The organism is Pseudomonas sp. TMB3-21 (genome assembly GCF_054898145.1).
In genome coordinates this window covers 1142034-1159667 of the sequence record NZ_CM142718.1, presented here as the reverse complement: position 1 = coordinate 1159667, position 17634 = coordinate 1142034, and the positions used below count along the sequence as shown (strand labels likewise).

The 17634-nt window shown below is 59.0% G+C and carries 15 protein-coding genes and 3 pseudogenes; 6 read left to right on the top strand and 12 right to left on the bottom strand.

Annotated features, from left to right (window positions below; all coding sequences use genetic code 11):
- Window positions 1-95 precede the first annotated feature (95 nt).
- From ACYZTS_RS05370 to ACYZTS_RS05345, 6 genes are read right to left on the bottom strand one after another with little or no spacing between them, the layout of a single operon-like run.
- The gene (locus ACYZTS_RS05370) at window positions 96-1775 is read right to left on the bottom strand and encodes an AMP-binding protein (RefSeq protein ID WP_461994549.1); all 1680 of its coding nucleotides are present in this window, start codon (window positions 1773-1775) and stop codon (window positions 96-98) included.
- Window positions 1772-2317: a COG4648 family protein gene (locus ACYZTS_RS05365; protein ID WP_028622165.1), complete on the bottom strand. Its 546-nt coding sequence runs from the start codon at window positions 2315-2317 to the stop codon at window positions 1772-1774. The genes ACYZTS_RS05370 and ACYZTS_RS05365 overlap by 4 nt, the downstream gene beginning before the upstream one ends.
- The gene (locus ACYZTS_RS05360) at window positions 2314-2568 is read right to left on the bottom strand and encodes an acyl carrier protein (RefSeq protein WP_028622164.1); all 255 of its coding nucleotides are present in this window, start codon (window positions 2566-2568) and stop codon (window positions 2314-2316) included. Before ACYZTS_RS05360 ends, ACYZTS_RS05365 begins: the two co-directional genes overlap by 4 nt.
- A 9-nt stretch (window positions 2569-2577) precedes the next feature.
- Complete coding sequence (locus ACYZTS_RS05355) at window positions 2578-2838, bottom strand: phosphopantetheine-binding protein (RefSeq protein ID WP_028622163.1); 261 nt, start codon at window positions 2836-2838, stop codon at window positions 2578-2580.
- Complete coding sequence (locus ACYZTS_RS05350) at window positions 2819-3628, bottom strand: lysophospholipid acyltransferase family protein (RefSeq protein WP_028622162.1); 810 nt, start codon at window positions 3626-3628, stop codon at window positions 2819-2821. Before ACYZTS_RS05350 ends, ACYZTS_RS05355 begins: the two co-directional genes overlap by 20 nt.
- Entirely contained in the window at window positions 3604-4332 is a 729-nt protein-coding gene (locus ACYZTS_RS05345) for a beta-ketoacyl synthase chain length factor (protein WP_461994546.1), read from the bottom strand. The genes ACYZTS_RS05350 and ACYZTS_RS05345 overlap by 25 nt, the downstream gene beginning before the upstream one ends.
- Window positions 4333-4681: 349 nt before the next feature.
- On the opposite strand from ACYZTS_RS05345, the gene ACYZTS_RS05340 reads away from it, so the two are divergent.
- A complete protein-coding gene (locus tag ACYZTS_RS05340) occupies window positions 4682-5452 on the top strand; it encodes a ParA family protein (RefSeq protein WP_028622160.1) in 771 nt (256 codons plus the stop codon).
- A gap of 132 nt (window positions 5453-5584) precedes the next feature.
- Here ACYZTS_RS05340 and trxC read toward each other — a convergent pair whose 3' ends face one another.
- Window positions 5585-6019 carry a thioredoxin TrxC gene (trxC, locus tag ACYZTS_RS05335; protein ID WP_461994544.1) on the bottom strand — a complete coding sequence of 145 codons (435 nt, stop codon included), beginning with the start codon at window positions 6017-6019 and terminating at the stop codon, window positions 5585-5587.
- Window positions 6020-6213: 194 nt separating this feature from the next.
- On the opposite strand from trxC, the pseudogene ACYZTS_RS05330 reads away from it, so the two are divergent.
- A pseudogene (locus ACYZTS_RS05330) lies at window positions 6214-6509 on the top strand (type II toxin-antitoxin system HigB family toxin).
- Complete coding sequence (locus ACYZTS_RS05325) at window positions 6506-6907, top strand: helix-turn-helix domain-containing protein (protein ID WP_461994542.1); 402 nt, start codon at window positions 6506-6508, stop codon at window positions 6905-6907. Before ACYZTS_RS05330 ends, ACYZTS_RS05325 begins: the two are co-directional and overlap by 4 nt.
- 6 nt (window positions 6908-6913) lie before the next feature.
- Here the strand turns inward: ACYZTS_RS05325 and selO are convergent, their stop codons facing one another.
- The 5 genes and pseudogenes from selO to ACYZTS_RS05300 form a co-directional block, all read right to left on the bottom strand.
- Window positions 6914-8377, bottom strand: a complete 1464-nt coding sequence (selO, locus tag ACYZTS_RS05320) for a protein adenylyltransferase SelO (protein WP_461994540.1) — start codon at window positions 8375-8377, stop codon at window positions 6914-6916.
- A 49-nt stretch (window positions 8378-8426) separates the two neighbouring features.
- Window positions 8427-11777 carry a mechanosensitive channel MscK gene (gene mscK / locus ACYZTS_RS05315; RefSeq protein WP_461994538.1) on the bottom strand — a complete coding sequence of 1117 codons (3351 nt, stop codon included), beginning with the start codon at window positions 11775-11777 and terminating at the stop codon, window positions 8427-8429.
- Window positions 11778-12076: 299 nt separating this feature from the next.
- On the bottom strand, window positions 12077-13819 hold the full coding sequence (locus ACYZTS_RS05310; RefSeq protein WP_461994536.1) for a potassium/proton antiporter: 1743 nt from the start codon (window positions 13817-13819) through the stop codon (window positions 12077-12079).
- Window positions 13820-14012: 193 nt separating this feature from the next.
- Window positions 14013-15119 carry a methyl-accepting chemotaxis protein gene (locus tag ACYZTS_RS05305; protein ID WP_461996348.1) on the bottom strand — a complete coding sequence of 369 codons (1107 nt, stop codon included), beginning with the start codon at window positions 15117-15119 and terminating at the stop codon, window positions 14013-14015.
- 48 nt (window positions 15120-15167) lie between these two features.
- Window positions 15168-15572 (bottom strand): annotated as a pseudogene (locus tag ACYZTS_RS05300) (MCP four helix bundle domain-containing protein); the annotation flags it as partial.
- Between the two features lie 342 nt (window positions 15573-15914).
- Between ACYZTS_RS05300 and ACYZTS_RS05295 the strand changes: the two are divergent.
- The 3 genes and pseudogenes from ACYZTS_RS05295 to ACYZTS_RS05285 all read left to right on the top strand — a co-directional run.
- Window positions 15915-16145, top strand: coding sequence for a hypothetical protein (locus tag ACYZTS_RS05295; protein ID WP_461994534.1), 231 nt, complete (start codon window positions 15915-15917; stop codon window positions 16143-16145).
- A complete protein-coding gene (locus ACYZTS_RS05290; RefSeq protein ID WP_028622151.1) occupies window positions 16142-16444 on the top strand; it encodes a cell division protein ZapA in 303 nt (100 codons plus the stop codon). The genes ACYZTS_RS05295 and ACYZTS_RS05290 overlap by 4 nt, the downstream gene beginning before the upstream one ends.
- 100 nt (window positions 16445-16544) lie before the next feature.
- Window positions 16545-17618: pseudogene (locus ACYZTS_RS05285) on the top strand (HAMP domain-containing protein); the annotation flags it as partial.
- Between the last annotated feature and the right edge of the window lie 16 nt (window positions 17619-17634).

Sequence of the window (17634 nt, the reverse complement as noted above, 5' to 3'; positions counted from 1 at the left end):
GATCACACTGGCTATGTCGAAGTAGGGCGAGCGCCGAATGGCGACCGCTTCGCGCTCGGACGCAGCCTTCGGCAGCTGCTACAGGGGGGCTCGACTCAGTCACGGGCGGCCTCCAGCAAAATCCGTCCGCTGGAACAGGTGGCCATCTCGTTGCGGTAGGAGAAATACAGCTTGTTGCGACTGGCGTCGAAGCGCAGGTGCAGCTGGATCTCGTCGCCTGGGCGTACCAGTTGTTGGAACTTCAGGACTTCCATGCCGGCGAACTTCCCGGGTAGCGTCATCAATCGCTGAGCCAGGTTTAGCGCCCAATCCACCTGGACGACGCCGGGCAAGACCGGCGTCTGCGGGAAATGGCCGCTGAAATACGCAAGGTCTGGCGGCACGGTGATCTGCAGATTCCATTCGCCCTCGGCTTCAATCTGTTGCAGCACTTCCGGTGTTTGCGGACGCGGCGCCAGCAGCAGGGCCTCGACCTCGGCCTGGGGCAATTTGCCTTGAGCGTTCAACGGCAGCTGCCGCAGCAGGCGCCAGCGACGCGGCAACGCGAGGGCTTCACAATGCTGGCGTAAATGTTGACGCAGTTCCTCGGTGAGGGTGCGTCGGCCCTGATTGCGCAGGGCATGCAGGCCCGACTCGCTCAGCACCAGCAACGCCCCGAGCGAGGCGCGGTTCTCCTGCACCACGCCCAGACGCGCCTCGGCGACCCATTCATGGTCCGCCAGCGCCTGCTCCAGCATGGGCAGCGAGATACGTTTTTCTTCCAGTTTGACGATTCGGTCGAGCCTGCCCAGCAACTGGAAGCGGCCATCAGTTTGAATGCGCGCGGCGTCCGCTGTGTGCTCGACATGGCCGGACGGCAAGTAAGGGGAGGCGATCAGTAGCGCGCCGTCGGCGTCCTGGCTCAATTCAACGCCTGCGAAGGGTTGCCAGAGTTCGTCGCCCTGGCGCCAGGCAATGCCACCGGTTTCAGAGCTGCCGAGAATCTCCGTCGGCCACTGCTGCAAGCGTTGCTGAAGACTGTGTGCCGCCTCGGCCGGCAATGCGCCGCCGGAAGAAAATACCCGGCTGACGGCGCTCAATGCCGGCCAGTCGAGGTTATCGCCCATGCGTTTGAGCAGTGCCGGGCTGGCGACCCAGGCGAATGCCGGATGTTCGCGGCTGGCGCGCTGCAGATCTTCCGGGAAAGCCAGTTGCTTGCGAACGAATGTGCGTCCGGCGCACAGGGGCCACAACACCCGAAACAGCAGGCCGTAGATGTGCTGGGTCGCCACACTGCCGATGATGCAGGCGTTGGCGAGATCAGCGCCCCATAACTGCTCCAGCGCTTCAACCTCGTTGGCCAGTTGGCGCAGGGTTTTTTCGATGCGCTTGGGTTCGCCGCTGGAGCCGGACGTGCACAGACTCAGTACGCAGCAATCCAGATCGAGCGCGGCGGCCTGCAATGGCGGATGCAGGAAATCACTCAAATGCGCGTCATCAGCCTGATCGGTCAGCCAAAGATCAACTTCTTCCGACCAGCGCAAGCGCGTGCGGGCTTGCAGATCGGCAGGCAGCAGCACGCTGACCCCGGCGCGCCAGGCACCCAGCAAGGCAATCGCCAGGTCGGCGGCGTCTTCGAAGTGCACGGCAATGCGCCGCACACCTTGGGCTCGCAGACCGGCAGCCAGGCTCAATGCCTTGGCGCACAGCTGGGCGTGATCCAACAGAGGTTCGGCCGTTACGGCGCGTTCCGGTAGAGCCTTGAGCAACAGTTGCTCAAGTTTTATCCAATTCATGGGTGGCCTCGTACCCGTTGTCGTATCAGCCATTCAATGGCAAACAGCAGGCCCATCAGTCCGTAGGAAATCAGGCCGGTGTACAACATCCACCAGCTCAGCGGCGCCCACAGGGTAAGGGCGGCGGCGAGCAGGCCGTTACACAGGAAAAACACGCACCAGACAATTGTTACCTGTCGGGTGTAGACAATCGCCTTTTGCGGCAAGCGAGGTTCGCGCAAGCGCGCCATGCGCTCGATCATTGGCGGGCCATATTTCAGGCTGAAACCGAACAGCCCCAGCATGAATGCGCTGATCAGCACCGGGTACCAGCGCAGCAACAGCGGGCTATTGAACACTGCCAGCAGCAGGCAGAAAACGATCGCGCTCAGTGCCATCCACAAGCTGCCCGGCCGCCGCACCCCGAACATCGCACGGGCCAGCCACAGGCTGCCCAGCAGCAGACCAAACTGCCACGGCGCGAAATGTTCCATGCCGAAATACACCGCGAAGGGGTACAGCAGGCCCGCCAGCAGCAGGCCGAGGCCGATCATTCGGCTCATGCGGCCGGTTGAACCAGACGGTAGACCGCCTCGACCACGTCGCTGACAGTGCGCACGGATTTGAATTCTTCGGCGGCAATTTTCTTTCCGGTCTGACGCTTGATGTGGTCGATCAGGTCGACCGCATCGATGCTGTCGATTTCCAGATCCTGATAGAGGTTGGATTCAAGACTGACGCGTTCAGGCTCCAGCTCGAAAAGTTCAACCAAGGCATCGCGCAAGGTATTGAAAATGTCGTCACGAGTTTGCATGGTCCGGTCTCAAGCTGCCTGTTTTGCAGTGACAAATGCCGCAAGGCTCGTCACGTTGCTGAAGTGATTGCGGGTGTCCTTGGCGTCGGCGTCGATTTTGATGCCGTATTTTTTCTGAATCGCCAGGCCGAGTTCCAGCGCGTCAACGGAGTCCAGGCTCAGGCCGTCGCCGAACAATGTCTGGTCGTTGCCAATGTCGTCGGCGTTGATGTCTTCGAGGCCCAAAGCGTCGATGATGAGTTGTTTGATTTCACGGTGTAGATCGCTCATCTTCGGCGAGCTCCTTGGTAAAGTAGTCATGCAGATAGTCATTGAGCTTGCGCGAGGCTTGTGGCGCAGGGCCCAGCGCAGCGAAGGCCTGTGGATCTATATCGGCCCCGACACGAAAACTGAAGTGCACGCGTCGTTTCGGGATCCGATACCAGGGTTCGGCCTTGGTCAATGTGGTGGGGCTGACCTTGATGATCACCGGCGTGACGATTTTCGCACCGCGCACCGCAATTGCTGCGCCACCCCGATGAAAGGCCGGTGATTCGCCAGGCTGCGTGCGGGTGCCTTCGGGAAAAATGATCAGCGTCTGGCCACTTCTCAGCGCATCAGCCGCAGCGTCGAGCATGTCCATGCTGCCGTCGTTGCTGATGTATTCGGTGCAGCGCAGCGGGCCACGAGTGAACGGGTTTTCCCAGAGGCTCTGCTTGACCACGCAGTTGGCGTGGCGCACCAGGCCGATGAGGAAGACCACGTCGATCAGCGACGGATGGTTGGCGATGATCATCTGCCCAGGCCGGCCCAGTTTTTCCGCGCCTTGAATGTCGTAAGTCAGTACGCCGGTACGCGCCATGAACCGGACGAAAAACCAGAAGCAGCGGCTGACCGTGCGGCGTGAGCGCAACCGGTGAGTCTGGGCGTCCCCGGGGAAGCAACTCAATAATGGGAAAATCACCAGGCGCAGGCACAGCCCGCCCAACCCGAACAGGGTGAAGCTTGCGGCGGTGGCCAGCAAACGCCAGTAGTAGGCGTCGCGGTTTTTTCCGTTTACAGGTTGCGTTGCCAAGTCCATACGCGCTTTTTCCAGGCATGTTGGCAGGTGGTCTGCTGGCCGAGCAGAGTACGCAAGAGATTCAGGGCATGGGGCCAGTTCGCGCAAGGCACATCGGCAGGCGTGCTGCTCAGGGACAACTGCCAGTCGTCGCCCGGGGTGAGCAGCAAAGCCACCGCATAAGGGAAGGGCACGTCATCGATCCAGGCCGAATAGGCTTGTGGCGGCTGCTCTTCAGTCACAATCAGCAAGACCGCCGGGGCGCCTTCGTTCAGCAGCGCGGCGGCCTCTAGCACGCCGTGTTCAAGCCCGTCACCGGCCGCGGCGAGCGCCGTCATTTCGCTGGTTTCGCCGCGCATGATCGACCACAAACCGATGACGGCATTGTGGACCGACAGGCTGAATTGTGTGGGGGATAACGGCTGATCGGCGGCCAGATCGCTGAGAATTTCGAAAGTGCGCGGGGTTTCGCCGTGACGGGAAATAAAGACCAGTGGTAAGTCGTGGCGACCATCGGCCAGAGGCCAGCCCACACGGAACGCCATTCGCGCCAAACGGCTGAGCCGTCGACGTTGCATGGCCGGCAGAAACGAGACGTCGGGGGCGGCATCGCTGCCCTGAGGCACGACCGGTTGTCGGCTCCAGGTCTGCCAATCGTCCACGCTTTCGAGCCCAGGGGCCCAAGCGCGCCATTGGGCGATGTTGAAGTTGATCAAAGCATTCATCCCGCCCCTGCGGGCTTTTTTGACGCAGTGATTCGCACAACCGCGATTCAGCTGACGTGACGCTAAGCGCCGAGTGGCGCGCATTATCCCGGTGCAGCAGGCGTGTAGCAAATGCTGGTTACATTTTGCTCAACGAAATGTATCGGTTGTTCGGTGCTTAGCTGTCGTTTGGCCATTATCCACATCTCTACGAGGAAATCTGTCAGCTACGGTCCTCAGATGCGCGTCGAGTTTTCAACTGAATGAGGTGAGATTGGCGATAACTCTGTAGTCCGAATACCGTCAAGGTAGCTAAGCGGCGCTTCGGACTACTACACTCGGGCATTCTTTGATGCACGGAGGTTTTGACATGCGGCGTGTGGTGTTCAATCAGAAAGGTGGCGTGGGTAAATCCAGCATTGCCTGCAATCTGGCGGCGGTCAGCGCCAGCGAGGGCTATCGCACCTTGTTGGTGGATCTCGATGCCCAGGCTAATTCCACTCAATATCTGACAGGGCTGACCGGCAACGACATCCCCATGGGCATTGCGGACTTCTTTAAGCAAACACTGTCTTCCGGTCCTTTCTCGAAGAAAAACAAAGTCGATATCTACGAAACCCCGTTCGACAACCTGCACGTCATCACCGCGACCGCCGAGCTGGCCGACTTGCAGCCCAAGCTTGAAGCAAAACACAAAATCAACAAACTGCGGAAGCTGCTGGAAGAGCTGGACGAGGATTACGACCGGATCTACCTCGATACACCGCCAGCGCTGAATTTTTACGCGGTGTCGGCGCTGATTGCCGCTGATCGCGTATTGATCCCCTTCGATTGCGACAGCTTCTCGCGTCAGGCGCTGTACGGCGTGCTGGCTGAAATCGAGGAGTTGAAGGAGGACCATAACGAAGGACTGGAAGTGGAAGGGATTGTAGTCAACCAGTTCCAGGCCCGCGCGAGCCTGCCTCAACAGATCCTTGACGAGTTGATCGCCGAGGGCTTGCCGGTGTTGCCGGTGTATCTGGGCAGTTCGGTGCGCATGCGGGAATCACACCAGGCCAACACGCCGCTGATTCATCTGGACCCGCGGCACAAGTTGACTCAGCAGTTTGTGGAGTTGCACAACCTGCTGGAAAACGCCTGATTCCTCTTGGTAACCCCAAACCCTTGTGGGAGCGAGCCTGCTCGCGATGAGGCCGGTGTGGCAACACAGTTGTTGCCTGACCCGCCGCCATCGCGAGCAAGCCCGCTCCCACATTTTGGGTTGTGGGTCTGCCTAAATTCCCTGGCTGCGCAGCCAGCTCATCAACTGCGGCAACGGTAATGCGCCGCTCTGGCGTGCGACTTCCCGGCCGTTCCTGAACAGAATCAGGCTCGGAATCGAGCGAATGCCCAGTTGCGCCGACAGCTGCTGATTCGCCTCACTGTCCAGTTTCGCCAGCCGACATTTGCCCGCCAGCTGCGCTGCAGCCTGTTCGAACACTGGCGCAAACGATTTGCACGGCCCGCACCACTCCGCCCATACGTCGACCAGCAGCGGGAGATCGCCCTTGATCTGGCTGGCGTAATCGCTTTGCTTCAGTTCAAAGGGTTTGTGCAGCAGGACTTCGGCCTTGCAGCGGCCGCATTTCGGATGGTCGCCGAGACGGGCGGCGGGGATGCGATTGAGGCCGTTGCAGTGGGGGCAGGGGATGTGAAGTGGGTCGGTCATGAATTCGGTCCATGGGAGAAGTGGATGACTCCTATCTGGAGACGTTTGCTCATGTTTTCAATCATGCGGCTTCTGATATGGAAACTAGGCTAGGTACTAATGAGTCAGCCGTCGGTCTGATCAAAAATATCGCAGTTTGCGATATTTACAGTCTGTGATTAACTGGTCATAGCGGAATGCGATAGGGAGATTGCATGCGTGTGTTTACTGCGAAACGAATCTGGGATGCTCAAGGCAAGTGGCCTAACTCGGCAGCTGCGCTTGACCAGTGGTACCGGCTGGTAAAGCGAAATAACCCCTGTGATTTTGCCGCCATGAAGTCGTTGTTCCCTTCGACTGACAAAGTCGGGGAGTTTCATGTGTTTGATATAGGGGGAACAAACTGCTTTTGATTGCATTTGTCAGGTATCGGAGCCAGAAGCTCTACATCAAATACGTGCTGGATCATCGCGAATACGAGCGGGGAAAATGGAAGGAGCACAAAGAATGAGTGTGTTGATCAAACAGGTTGCTGAGCATTGGGAGTTTGTATCTCCATTGCTGAGGAGACCAAAAAACCAGGACGATTACGACAGGCTGGCGCTCGCACTCGACGAGCTGCTCGAGGTAACCGGCGATGATGAGTCGCATCCACTGATGAGTCTCGTTGACATTATCGGAGACTGGATTGAGGACTGGGATCACAAGCATCACCCAATGGCCGAAGCCAGTGGTGCCGAGGTTCTCGGCTACTTGATGCGCGAACATCGGTTGAGCCAAAGCCAACTGCCCGGGGTTGGCCCTCAATCAGTCGTATCCGAAATCCTGAGCGGCAAGCGTCAGCTCAACCTGCGGCAGATTCGCTGGTTGGCTGAGCGCTTCAAAGTTTCTGTGGAAACCTTTATCTGACGAGCATCACGAAGAGCAACTGATCTCCAGATGCTTGCCCCACTCTGGGGGCCGCTCGGCGTAGCTGTCCATCCCCGGCTGCTCCTCAAACGGATTGCTTAGCACCGCGTGGAGGCGGCGCACTTCGGAGTAGTCGCCGCCCTCCGCCGCATCAATCGCTTTCTGTGCCAGATAGTTGCGCAAAATGTACAACGGGTTGACCGCGTGCATCCGTTGGCGTCGTTGCGGCTGATCAAGCTCGCCATCACGGGAAACCCGGGCGACATACCGCTCGCCCCAGGCATCAAACCCTTTGATGTCGACAAAATCATCACGCAAGCGCGCGATGGCCTGTTCCGGTGGTTCATCGCCGAGGCGGCGGAAAAACAGGCTGTAATCGACGCCACTGTTTTGCATCAATTGCAGAAGGCTTTCCAGCAACGCCTGGTCATCGTCTTCGGCGATGGTCAGTCCCAGGCGGCGGCGCATCAGGTCCAGGTAATGGGCCTGGAACAACGGCAGGTACAGGCCGAGGGTTTCGCGCAGGGCTTCGACGCTGATGAACGGCGTCAGCGCCTGAGCGAGAGCGCTGAGATTCCACTGACCGATCGGCACCTGATTGCTGAAGGAATAGCGGCCCTGATCATCGGAATGGTTGCAGATGAACTGCGCATCGAAATCATCGAGGAAGGCAAAGGGACCGAAATCGAAAGTAATACCGAGGATCGACATATTGTCGGTGTTCATCACGCCGTGGCAGAACCCATAGGCCTGCCATTTGGCGATCAGTTCGGCATTGCGCTCGACAATTTCGCGGAACATGGCCAGGTACGGTTCGGGCTGCTCGAGGCATTCCGGAAAGTGCGCAGCCAGCACGTGGTCACCAAGTTCTTTCTGCTGTTCGGGGCGTTTGGTGTAATAAAAATATTCGAAGTGGCCGAAGCGTACATGACTCGGCGCCACCCGGAGGACCATCGCCGCACGTTCCTGTTTTTCCCGCCACACCGGCGTGTCGGAGCCGATCACGCAGAGCGCTCGGGTAGTCGGGATGTTGAGCGCATGCAGCGCCTCTGAGGCAAGAAACTCGCGGATCGACGAACGCAACACGGCACGTCCATCGCCCATCCGCGAAAATGGCGTCTGGCCTGCGCCTTTGAGGTGCAGGTCCCAATGCTCGCCGGCTTCGTTGTAGACCTCGCCCAGCAACAGGCCGCGACCGTCGCCCAGCTGCGGGTTGTAGGATCCGAACTGATGGCCGGAATAGACCATCGCTCTCGGCTCCGCGTCTGCCCACAACTTGTGGCCGCTGAACAGTTCGGCAAATTCTGTGCTTTGAGCCACGGCCGGGTCGAGATCGAGCAGTGCCATGGCAGCGGGGCTGGCCACGACCAGACGCGGGTTGTCGATCGGCTCGGGCAGTACATGCGTGGAAAACGCATCGCCGAGGTGGGCGAAGCGATTATCGAAGGTCAGTTCGTCGAGGGCTTTCAAGGGCCATCTCCCAGCAGAATGTCCGAGCATTCTGCTGGGGATATGCCAGTTAGTCGAGCTTGGTGGCCGGCGGCGCTTGCAGCGGCTCGGCGTCAGTCACCGGCGCGATGGTCTTCTTCTCCGACTCAATGGGCACCATCTTGTATTCCTGGCCTTGCATGTTCTTCAGATAAACCTCCATCTGTCGAAACGAAATGTTGATGTGTTGCTTCTTGAACTCGCGATTGATGAAGCGGTTGACCTCATCGAGCACCGGGTTACGGTCGCCGAGATCACGCACGTGCATGCGCAGTTCGTGATCGAGGGTGCTTTCGCCGAAGTTGAGGAAGTACACCAGCGGCTCCGGCTCCTTCAAAACGCGCGGGTTTTCCCGGGCCGCTTTCAGCAGCAGCTCCCTGACCAGGTCCAGGTCCGAGCCGTAATCCACGCCGAGCTTGAGCGTCACGCGGGTGACGGTGTCGGTCAGCGACCAGTTGATCAGTTGGCCGGTAATGAACGTCTTGTTCGGGACAATGATGTCCTTGCGGTCGAAGTCGGTGATGGTCGTGGCGCGGATACGGATCTTGCTTACCGTGCCCGACAAGTTGCCGATGGTAATCGTGTCGCCGATTCGCACCGGACGCTCGAACAGGATCATGATGCCGGAGATAAAGTTGGCAAAAATCTCCTGCATGCCGAAGCCCAGGCCTACCGAGAGCGCCGCCACCAGCCATTGCAGCTTGTCCCAGCTGACGCCGAGGGTCGACAGGGTGGAGACGAAACCGACGCCCGCGATGACATAGGAGAGCAAGGTCGTCGTCGCGTAAGCGCTACCTTGGGCCAGATTCATTTTCGACAGCACCAGAACTTCCAGCAGGCCTGGCAGGTTGCGGGCGAAAGCGAACGTAATGCCGATGATGATCACCGCTCCCAGCATGTCGCCGATGCTGATCGGCACCATGCTCATGTTGGCGCCAGTGCCGCTGGTGTATTCGTACAGGGTGATGTTGTCCAGGTACGAGAACACAGAGATCAGGTCCGACCAGACCCAGTACAAACCGGCGATGAAGCCGCCCAGCAATGCCAAACGAATCAGGCGCAGGGACTGTTCGTTGACCTTTTCAATGTCCAGGGTTGGCTCTTCAACGATCACTTCGCCGTCGCCGGCCTCTTTCGCCGCCTGACGTTTCGCCAGTGCCCGTTGATAGGCCAGGCGTCGTGCCGCGACGCTGAGGAAGCGCACGAACGCAGCTTCGATGACCAGCCAGAACATCAGCAGGTAGAGGGTGTTGATCAGTCGATCGCTGAGTTTGAGTGCGGTGTAGTAATAGCCGAAGCACACGGCGACGAACAAGGCGATCGGCAGCGCGGTGAACATGACCCCGAGGGCTTTTCGGAACAGCGACGCGTTCTGGTGCGTTGGGCTGCTGATCAGCAGACGGCTGAGCAACCAGGCCATCAAGGCGTAGCAGATCAATACGACCGGCATGCCTAGCACATCATCGGCCAGCGCTGCCGGTTGCAACTCCGCAACGGCGACCACGGCCACCAGTGCCATCACCACCAGCCCGAGCCGGCGTACCCAGCCCTGCAGGAATTCGACCTGGGCTTTTTCCCAGCGGAAGTGCAATTCAGCGACGCCGCCCGGCGCCAGGATGCGATAGGCGGTATAGAACACCAGCCACGCTTGCGCCATTTGCAGCAACGCTGCGCCCATGTTGGCGTTCTGGCCGCGAGCGTCGATTTGCAACGCGAGACCGCACAGGGCGAGGCCGAGCGAGACGGGCATCGCCAGCAGAATATTGATCAGAATCGCCTGCGGCGTGTGCCACTGGCTGTCGCGCTTGAAGTGGCCAATGTCCTGGTGGATTTTGCTCAGACGTGCGTACAAACTTTTGCGACGCCATAGCAACGCACCGATCAGCAGCGCCAATGGCAGGAACAGCAGTGGCCGCTGAGTCAGGCCGTCAGACAGTTCGCTGAAGCTGGATGCCCACGGCAATGTGGTCACCTGGCGCTCCAGCCTTTCTGGTACGCCGCGCATCCATTCCGGATCGAGTGGTTTGTTGCTGGGAATCCAGAACATCTGCTCGTCCAGCGTTGAGCGCAGGCTTTGCGCGGTGCTCAGCAATTGCTTCTGATTGAGTTGCAACGTGATCGATTCGTTGAGCACGGCGCTCAGTTCACGGTTCAGCCGCTCCAGCAGGTCGGCCCGGGTTGTGGCCAGTTCCATCAGGCTTTTGCGCAGCTGCGGCGTGACTTGCTCGGGAGGTTGCGACGCCAGCAGGTTGTCGACATAAGTCGCCGGGTTGCTCAGCAGCTCACGTTGCTGGCTGACTTCGAATTGATACAGGCGAATGTCGGCGATCTGGTCCGCCAGGTCACGATCGACCGTGAGTTTCGGCAGGGCCTGCTTCTGCTTATATAGAATCTTCGAGAGCAGCAGGCTGCCCTTGAGCACGTTGATTTGCTCATCCAGCGCTGCATCGCTCTGAGTCACGTTATCCAGTTGCTGCTTGGTCTGCAGATTTTGCTGGGTGACTTCGTTGAGGCGGTCGGTGCTTTTCAGCAAGTAGTCGGACAGCTTGAGGTTCGCCGCGCTTTCCGTCGCCAGCAGCGCACTGCCACCGGACTTCTGCGCTTCGATGGACTGCTGGGTCACCGTTTCCTGAGATTGCGCCAGACGCTTCTGGTTGATCAGGGTCTGCAGTTCCTGGATTTCCTTGTCCAGGCGATCGGATTTCTCCGTGAGCAAATCATGCTGGCTGTTGCCGAGATCCTGTAGCTGGCTGTTGCCGGCCAGTTCCTGGCGACGCAGGGGGATCAACGCATTGAGCGCCGCGAGCTCGGCATTGAGCTGATCGCGTTGTTCGCCGCTCAAGGTCTTGCCGTTCTCTTTGCCGGTCTTGAGCAGGTTGTTGATCTGCTGGATTCGCGTCTGGCTGGCGGAGATTTCCGCTTGAGCACGCTCGGGACGGGTCTGCGCAGTGATGACCAGGCTGTTGGCCTCGGCGAGGGCCTTCTGTACATCGCTCTGCTGAGTCGAGCGTTCAGTCAACATCTGCTCCAGCTGCTGAATCGACTCCTTGGCGTAACGCTGCGCCACGGGCAACTCGCTGGTGGCCTTGAGGCGAGTCAGTTCGCGCTGGTTTTCGATATTTTGTTTCGGTGCGGTGGCAAGCTGCTGTTTGAGCGCGACCAGTTTCTGCTCGTAATCACGCTGGCTGGCGAGCTGGGTCAGCGTGCCTTGCAGAATGCTTTGCAGGGCTTTCTGATCGGCTTCCGGCAGCTTGCGGTCGCCTATCTTGTCGAGGCTCGCTTGCACGGATTCACTGGTGGGCGGTTCGGCCGCTTGCAAGGGACCGACGGACAGGCTCAGGCCCAGCAGGGCCATGATGAAAAAGTTGCGCAGGGTTGACATAGTGACCGATCAAAAACGAGGCGAAGTGGGGGGGCGTGTTGACGTTTAATCGCGGATCGCGTTGGAGCTGTGAGCGATCCGCGCAAGGCGCGGGACGAAGGTAAGGGTTGTTTCCTTACCAAGTCCCGCAACGCAGTGTGGCTCGCTCACAGCTCCAACCCGCAGGGCCCAGCCCCGCAAAGCGCAATCCGTCGTTATTCGTCGTTCATTTAGAGCAACCAAACTTCTCTCCTCATGCCTAGTCTTGCGCTTTGCGGGGATGGGCGCGACCGTGATTAAACGTCAACACGCCCCCCAGTTTAGAGGAACAAGCCCGGGCCTGGGCGACTTCCTTCGGGAAATCTGACGCCGACTTTGCCGATCTTGTTCCCGTCCATGACCGCGACCGTCCAGATGGTGTTGTTCCATTCCACCTGGTCACCGACTACTGGCGCACCGCCCACTTTCTGGGCGATGAAGCGTGCCAGTGACATGTCCGCATCGATGCCTTCGACCTTCAACCCGTACAGGGCAGCAACCTCGGCCAGCTGGGCGTCTCCTTCGAGTACGAAGTCGCCGAAAAAGCGCAAATCCAGGCCCCGTTGCGGCGCTTGGCTGAACAGTTTTCCGAGGGCGGGAAGGTTGTGTTCATGGCCAATAACACACAGTAAATCATCGACTTCGAGCACTGTACTACCCGACGGATGGAGCAGTTGTTGCCCCCGAAACAGTGCCGCGATACGGGTGCCTTCCGGCATTTTCAGTTCGCGCAGCGGCGAACCGATGCACCATTTCTCGGCGCCGAGCCGATAAACGAACAGCTCCCACTCGCTGGTGACGTGTACTTCGAGTGCGGCTCGGGAGATCGGCGCGGGCTCTGGCGGAACGGTCACTTTCAGAAGTTTCGCCACCCATGGCAGGCTGGTGCCCTGGACCAGCAACGAGACCAGCACGATAAAGAACGCGAGGTTGAAATACAGCTGCGCGTTCGGCAGCCCGGCCATCAGCGGGAATACCGCGAGAATGATCGGGACTGCTCCGCGCAGGCCGACCCACGCAATGAACACCTTTTCGCGACCGTGAAACGCTTTAAAGGGCAGCAGACCGACCATCACCGACAGCGGGCGGGCGAACAGAATCATCCATAAAGCCAAGCCAAGGGCGGGCAGGGCGATCGGCAGCAAATCATGCGGCGTCACCAGCAAGCCCAGCACCAGGAACATGCCGATCTGCGCCAGCCAGGCCATGCCGTCGAGCATGTGCAGCATGCCGTGGCGGCTGCGCACCGGGCGGTTGCCGATGACCAGACCGCACAGGTAAACCGCGAGGAAGCCGCTGCCGTGCAAGGCGTTGGTCAGTGCAAAGACTACGAGGCCACCGGCGATGACCAGGATCGGATAGAGGCCGGTGGCGAGGTTGATCCGGTTGACCAGTTGCAGCATCACCCAGCCACCGCCCAACCCGATCACGCCACCGATGCCGAACTCTCGCACCAGATGCACCAGCAGGTTCCAGTGCAAACCGGTTTCGCCGCTGGCGAGCATGTCGATCAGGGTGACGGTGAGGAACACCGCCATCGGGTCATTACTGCCGGATTCGATTTCAAGGCTGGCGGAAACCCGCTCGTTCAGGCCCTTGCCGCCCAGCAGGGAAAACACTGCCGCCGCGTCGGTGGAGCCGACAATGGCGCCGACCAGAAGGCCCTGCATCATGTTCAGGTCGAACAGCCAGGCGGCAGCCATGCCGGTCAGCCCGGTAGTAATCAACACCCCGACCGTGGCCAGCGACAGTGCCGGCCATAACGCCACGCGGAAACTCGAGACCCTGGTACGCATGCCGCCGTCGAGCAGAATGATCGCCAGCGCGAGGTTGCCGACCAGATAAGCCGTGGGGTAGTTATCGAAAATGATCCCGCCGCCATCGACGCCGGCGGCCATGCCTACAGCCAGGATAATCACCAGAATCGGGATGCCGAGACGCGAGGACAATGAGCTCACCAGAATGCTCGCACCCACCAGCAACGCGCCGATCAAGAACAGGCTGTTGATGGTCGTCGCATTCAAAGGCATTACTCCAGAAAACCGAAAGGGCGGGCACGAACTGACCATGCAGTCTGCGTGCCAGCGATTCTAACCTGTTGAAATGTGATGCTGTCAAAAAGGTTTTGCAGATCAAAAAATCGCAGCCTGCGGGTTCACCTACGCCTTGTAGGAGCTGCCGCAGGCTGCGATCTTTTCGGTCATGAGGCCTTTTCGGTTAAAGGCTGAACCGCCCAACCATATTGTTCAGGTCCAGCGCCAGACGCGACAGCTCGTTACTCGCAGCACTGGTCTGATTCGCGCCGGTCGCCGACTGCACCGACAGGTCACGAATGTTGACCAGGTTGCGATCCACTTCGCGCGCCACCTGCGCCTGCTCTTCCGCTGCGCTGGCGATTACCAGATTGCGCTCGTTAATCTCGACGATGGCGCTGTTGATCGTGTCCAGCGACATGCCGGCGCCGCGCGCGATGTTGAGCGTCGACTCGGCGCGCTCGGTGCTGTTGCGCATCGAATCCACCGCGTGCTCGGTGCCGCTTTGAATACTGCCGATCATGCGTTCGATTTCGCTGGTCGACTGCTGAGTGCGGTGCGCCAAAGCCCGCACTTCATCGGCCACTACCGCAAAACCGCGACCCGCTTCCCCGGCGCGCGCAGCTTCGATCGCGGCGTTCAAGGCGAGCAGGTTGGTCTGATCCGCCAGGCCGCGAATCACGTCGAGCACCTTGCCGATGTCGCGGGACTCGTTGGCCAGGTCGCCGATCAGGCTGGCGGTGCTCTGCACATCGGCGCTCATGCGCTCGATGGCGGTGACGGTTTCCTGAACCAGGTCGCGGCCATCACCGGCGGAGGTGGTGGCATTCTTCGAGGCTTCGGAAGTGCTAACAGCGTTACGCGCGACTTCTTCCACCGCACTGGTCATTTCGTTGACGGCAGTAGCAGCCTGCTCGATTTCGTTGTTTTGTTGGGTCAGGCCACGGGCGCTTTCATCGGTGACGCTGTTGAGTTCTTCAGCAGCGGAGGCCAGTTGTGTGGCCGAGCCCGAAATCCGTTGCAGCGTGTCGCGAAGTTTTTCCTGCATCTTCGACATGGCCAGCAACAAGCGGCCGGCTTCATCCTCGCCATCCACCGTAATCGGACGGGTCAGATCGCCTTCGGCGATTTCTTCGGCAGCGCTCAACGCCTTGGCGATCGGCTTGGTGATGCTGTTGGTCAGCAGCCAGGCAAACAGCAGCGTCAGGGCGCTGGCGATCACCAGCAAGGTGATCACCAGATTCAGCGAGGTCGAATACTGCTCGCTGGCAAGGGTGTCGGTTTCATTGATCTGTTGCGTGTTGATTTCAAGCAGCTTCGCCAGCGCAGCGTTCACCGCCTCTGAGTTGGACAGCAGTTCGCTGTTCAGCATGCTGCGCAGTTCATCGATCTGATTGTTGCGCGAGAGCGTTTTCATCCGCTCTTCGAGTTGACGGTACTGCGCCAGCAGCTGCACGTATTGATCATACGCGGCGCGCTCCTGCGGACCATCGATCAGCGGTTCATAGATACGTTGCGCGTCGCGGATCTGCTGATTGCGCATATCAAACAGTTCGAAGGTTTTCTGTTGCACGTCGGGCTCGCGGTTGACCAGCAAGCGGTACGACAGCACCCGCAAGCGCAACGTCAGTTGAGTGAATTCATCAAGGCTCTTGATGCTCGGCACACTCATCAAGGCGATGTCTTCGCCAGCGCCACGGATCTTGCTCATCTGATTCAGCGCAAACACGCCCAGCACCAGCATCAGGCCGCCAATCAAGGCAAAGCCGAGGAACGCCCGTGGGGCGATGTTCATATTACGAAGGGACATGGTGTTTACCAAAAAAGGCGCATCCGTGCGACGCTGGAGACTTACGTATGGGTGACTTATCGGTCATGCGACTAAAGTCTTGAGGCGCTGTGCGCTTTTGTCGCACGAACGACCCAGCGACGAAGTGCAGGAACCAGATCGGTCAATCACAGTCTTTAAAGTTCGCAAGATCCGTCATCTGCCAGCAAAATCAAGGCTTTGCGCCTGAATAACCCTGGCAACCGTGGTGACTTTTCTTTATCGTACGCGCCCTTTGAAAATGCCTGGAAAATCAAAATGTTGGAAGCATCCCTAAACCAATTGGAACAGTTGGTCAGCGACCTGGTGCAACAGAACCAGACCTTGCTCGGCACCAATCAGACCCTGAGCGCCGAGTTGGCTCAGGCCAAGGATGAAAACGAAACCTTGCAACTGAGCCTGATGGAGCAGGAAGAAAAACACGGCGCCACCGCCGCACGTATTCAGGCCCTGGTTGAGCGCGTCAGCGCCGGTCCGGTCAACGCATGAGTGCCGGCGCCGCAGGGGTAAAAGTCGTCTCTATTCTGGGGGAGGACTATTCGATCAAGGCGCCGGCCGGGGAAGAGCAAACCCTGCTGGACGCCGCCATGATGTTGAAAGCCGCGTTGGCCGACACCAAGAGGAAATACCCGACGCTGATCGGCGACCGCTTACTGGTATTGGCTGCGATGAATCTGTGTTCGCAGCAGATCGAAATGAAAAAGCAGCACAAACTCGAACTCGACCGTTATCAAGAGCAAGTCAGCGCCACGGTTGAAGTGATTTCCAAGACGATCAACCAGGTCTGATCGGTTTGCGCACAACCAGAGAATAAGATTGCCGATTGTTTTGTATACAATCGGCACGACTGTTGCAGGGTTTCAGTCTCTTATTCTCTGGGGGTGAACCATGCAGTTCTGGCGACGCAGCATTCAATGGCAGCTGATTCTGAGTATGGGTACCGCCCTGCTGGTCAGCATCCTGATCGTGGTTGGCATTTATACCCTTGTGGTCAATCGTCTCGCCCAGAGCTATCTGGTCGAGCAAGCGCTGCCGTCGAGCATCGAAGCGATGCGCAACGACATCGAGCGCATCCTCGTTCAACCGCTCACCGCCGCCAAGGACATCGCCAGCAACAGCATGGTCCGGGACTGGTTGGCCGACGGCGAAAGCAGTGCCCAGACCGCGACGTTCGTTAAGTACCTGGAAGGCATTCGCGCCGAGCACAATGCTTTTACCGCGCTGATTATCGGCACGGCATCCAACCACTATTTCACAGAGAAAGGCCAGGACCGGACGCTCAGCCGCGCCAACCCCAAGGACGCCTGGTTCTATACCTTTCTCGACAGCAATCAGCCACGCACTCTCAATATCGACAATGATGCCGCTACCGGAGAATTGGCGCTTTTCATCGACTTCAAAGTTGAACAGGCAGGCAAAGTCGTGGGCGTTGCCGGGCTCGGCCTGAGCATGAAAGAGCTGTCTGAGCTGATCCACAATTACAGTTTTGGTGAGCGCGGCAAGGTCTATCTCGTGCGTTCCGACGGTTTGATTCAGGTTCATCCGGAATCGCAATTCAGCGGCAAACGCACATTGGCGGAGCAAATTGGCGCCCCGGCGGCGCAGTCTGTCATGGGTCAAAAAGTTGCCGCAAACAGCAGCTTCATCCGCGATGGCGAAGACTTTCTGGCGTTAAGCCTGCCACTGCGCGATCTCGGCTGGACCCTGGTGGCCGAAGTGCCACAGTCGCAGATCTATGCCGAAGCCCGTAAAGCGATGTGGATGAGCAGCTTTATCGGTTTGGCAGTGGCGCTGGTTTGTCTTCTTCTGGTGGTGGTGTTGGCCCGTGGCCTGGTGCGGCCGATTCGTCAGGTAACAGCGGCGCTGGTAGACATCGGTAGCGGTGGTGGAGATTTGACTCACAGGTTAGATTCCAGTCGCGCCGATGAGCTGGGCGACCTCGCCCGCGGCTTCAACCGGTTCCTCGACAGTCAGCGCG

What these genes read in the sequence shown, in the direction of transcription:
- ACYZTS_RS05370 (WP_461994549.1), bottom strand. Translation starts at nt 1,775, where the DNA reads ATGAATTGGATAAAACTTGAGCAACTGTTGCTCAAGGCTCTACCGGAA.
- ACYZTS_RS05365 (WP_028622165.1), bottom strand. Translation starts at nt 2,317, where the DNA reads ATGAGCCGAATGATCGGCCTCGGCCTGCTGCTGGCGGGCCTGCTGTAC.
- ACYZTS_RS05360 (WP_028622164.1), bottom strand. Translation starts at nt 2,568, where the DNA reads ATGCAAACTCGTGACGACATTTTCAATACCTTGCGCGATGCCTTGGTT.
- ACYZTS_RS05355 (WP_028622163.1), bottom strand. Translation starts at nt 2,838, where the DNA reads ATGAGCGATCTACACCGTGAAATCAAACAACTCATCATCGACGCTTTG.
- ACYZTS_RS05350 (WP_028622162.1), bottom strand. Translation starts at nt 3,628, where the DNA reads ATGGACTTGGCAACGCAACCTGTAAACGGAAAAAACCGCGACGCCTAC.
- ACYZTS_RS05345 (WP_461994546.1), bottom strand. Translation starts at nt 4,332, where the DNA reads ATGAATGCTTTGATCAACTTCAACATCGCCCAATGGCGCGCTTGGGCC.
- ACYZTS_RS05340 (WP_028622160.1), top strand. Translation starts at nt 4,682, where the DNA reads ATGCGGCGTGTGGTGTTCAATCAGAAAGGTGGCGTGGGTAAATCCAGC.
- trxC (WP_461994544.1), bottom strand. Translation starts at nt 6,019, where the DNA reads ATGACCGACCCACTTCACATCCCCTGCCCCCACTGCAACGGCCTCAAT.
- ACYZTS_RS05325 (WP_461994542.1), top strand. Translation starts at nt 6,506, where the DNA reads ATGAGTGTGTTGATCAAACAGGTTGCTGAGCATTGGGAGTTTGTATCT.
- mscK (WP_461994538.1), bottom strand. Translation starts at nt 11,777, where the DNA reads ATGTCAACCCTGCGCAACTTTTTCATCATGGCCCTGCTGGGCCTGAGC.
- ACYZTS_RS05295 (WP_461994534.1), top strand. Translation starts at nt 15,915, where the DNA reads ATGTTGGAAGCATCCCTAAACCAATTGGAACAGTTGGTCAGCGACCTG.
- ACYZTS_RS05290 (WP_028622151.1), top strand. Translation starts at nt 16,142, where the DNA reads ATGAGTGCCGGCGCCGCAGGGGTAAAAGTCGTCTCTATTCTGGGGGAG.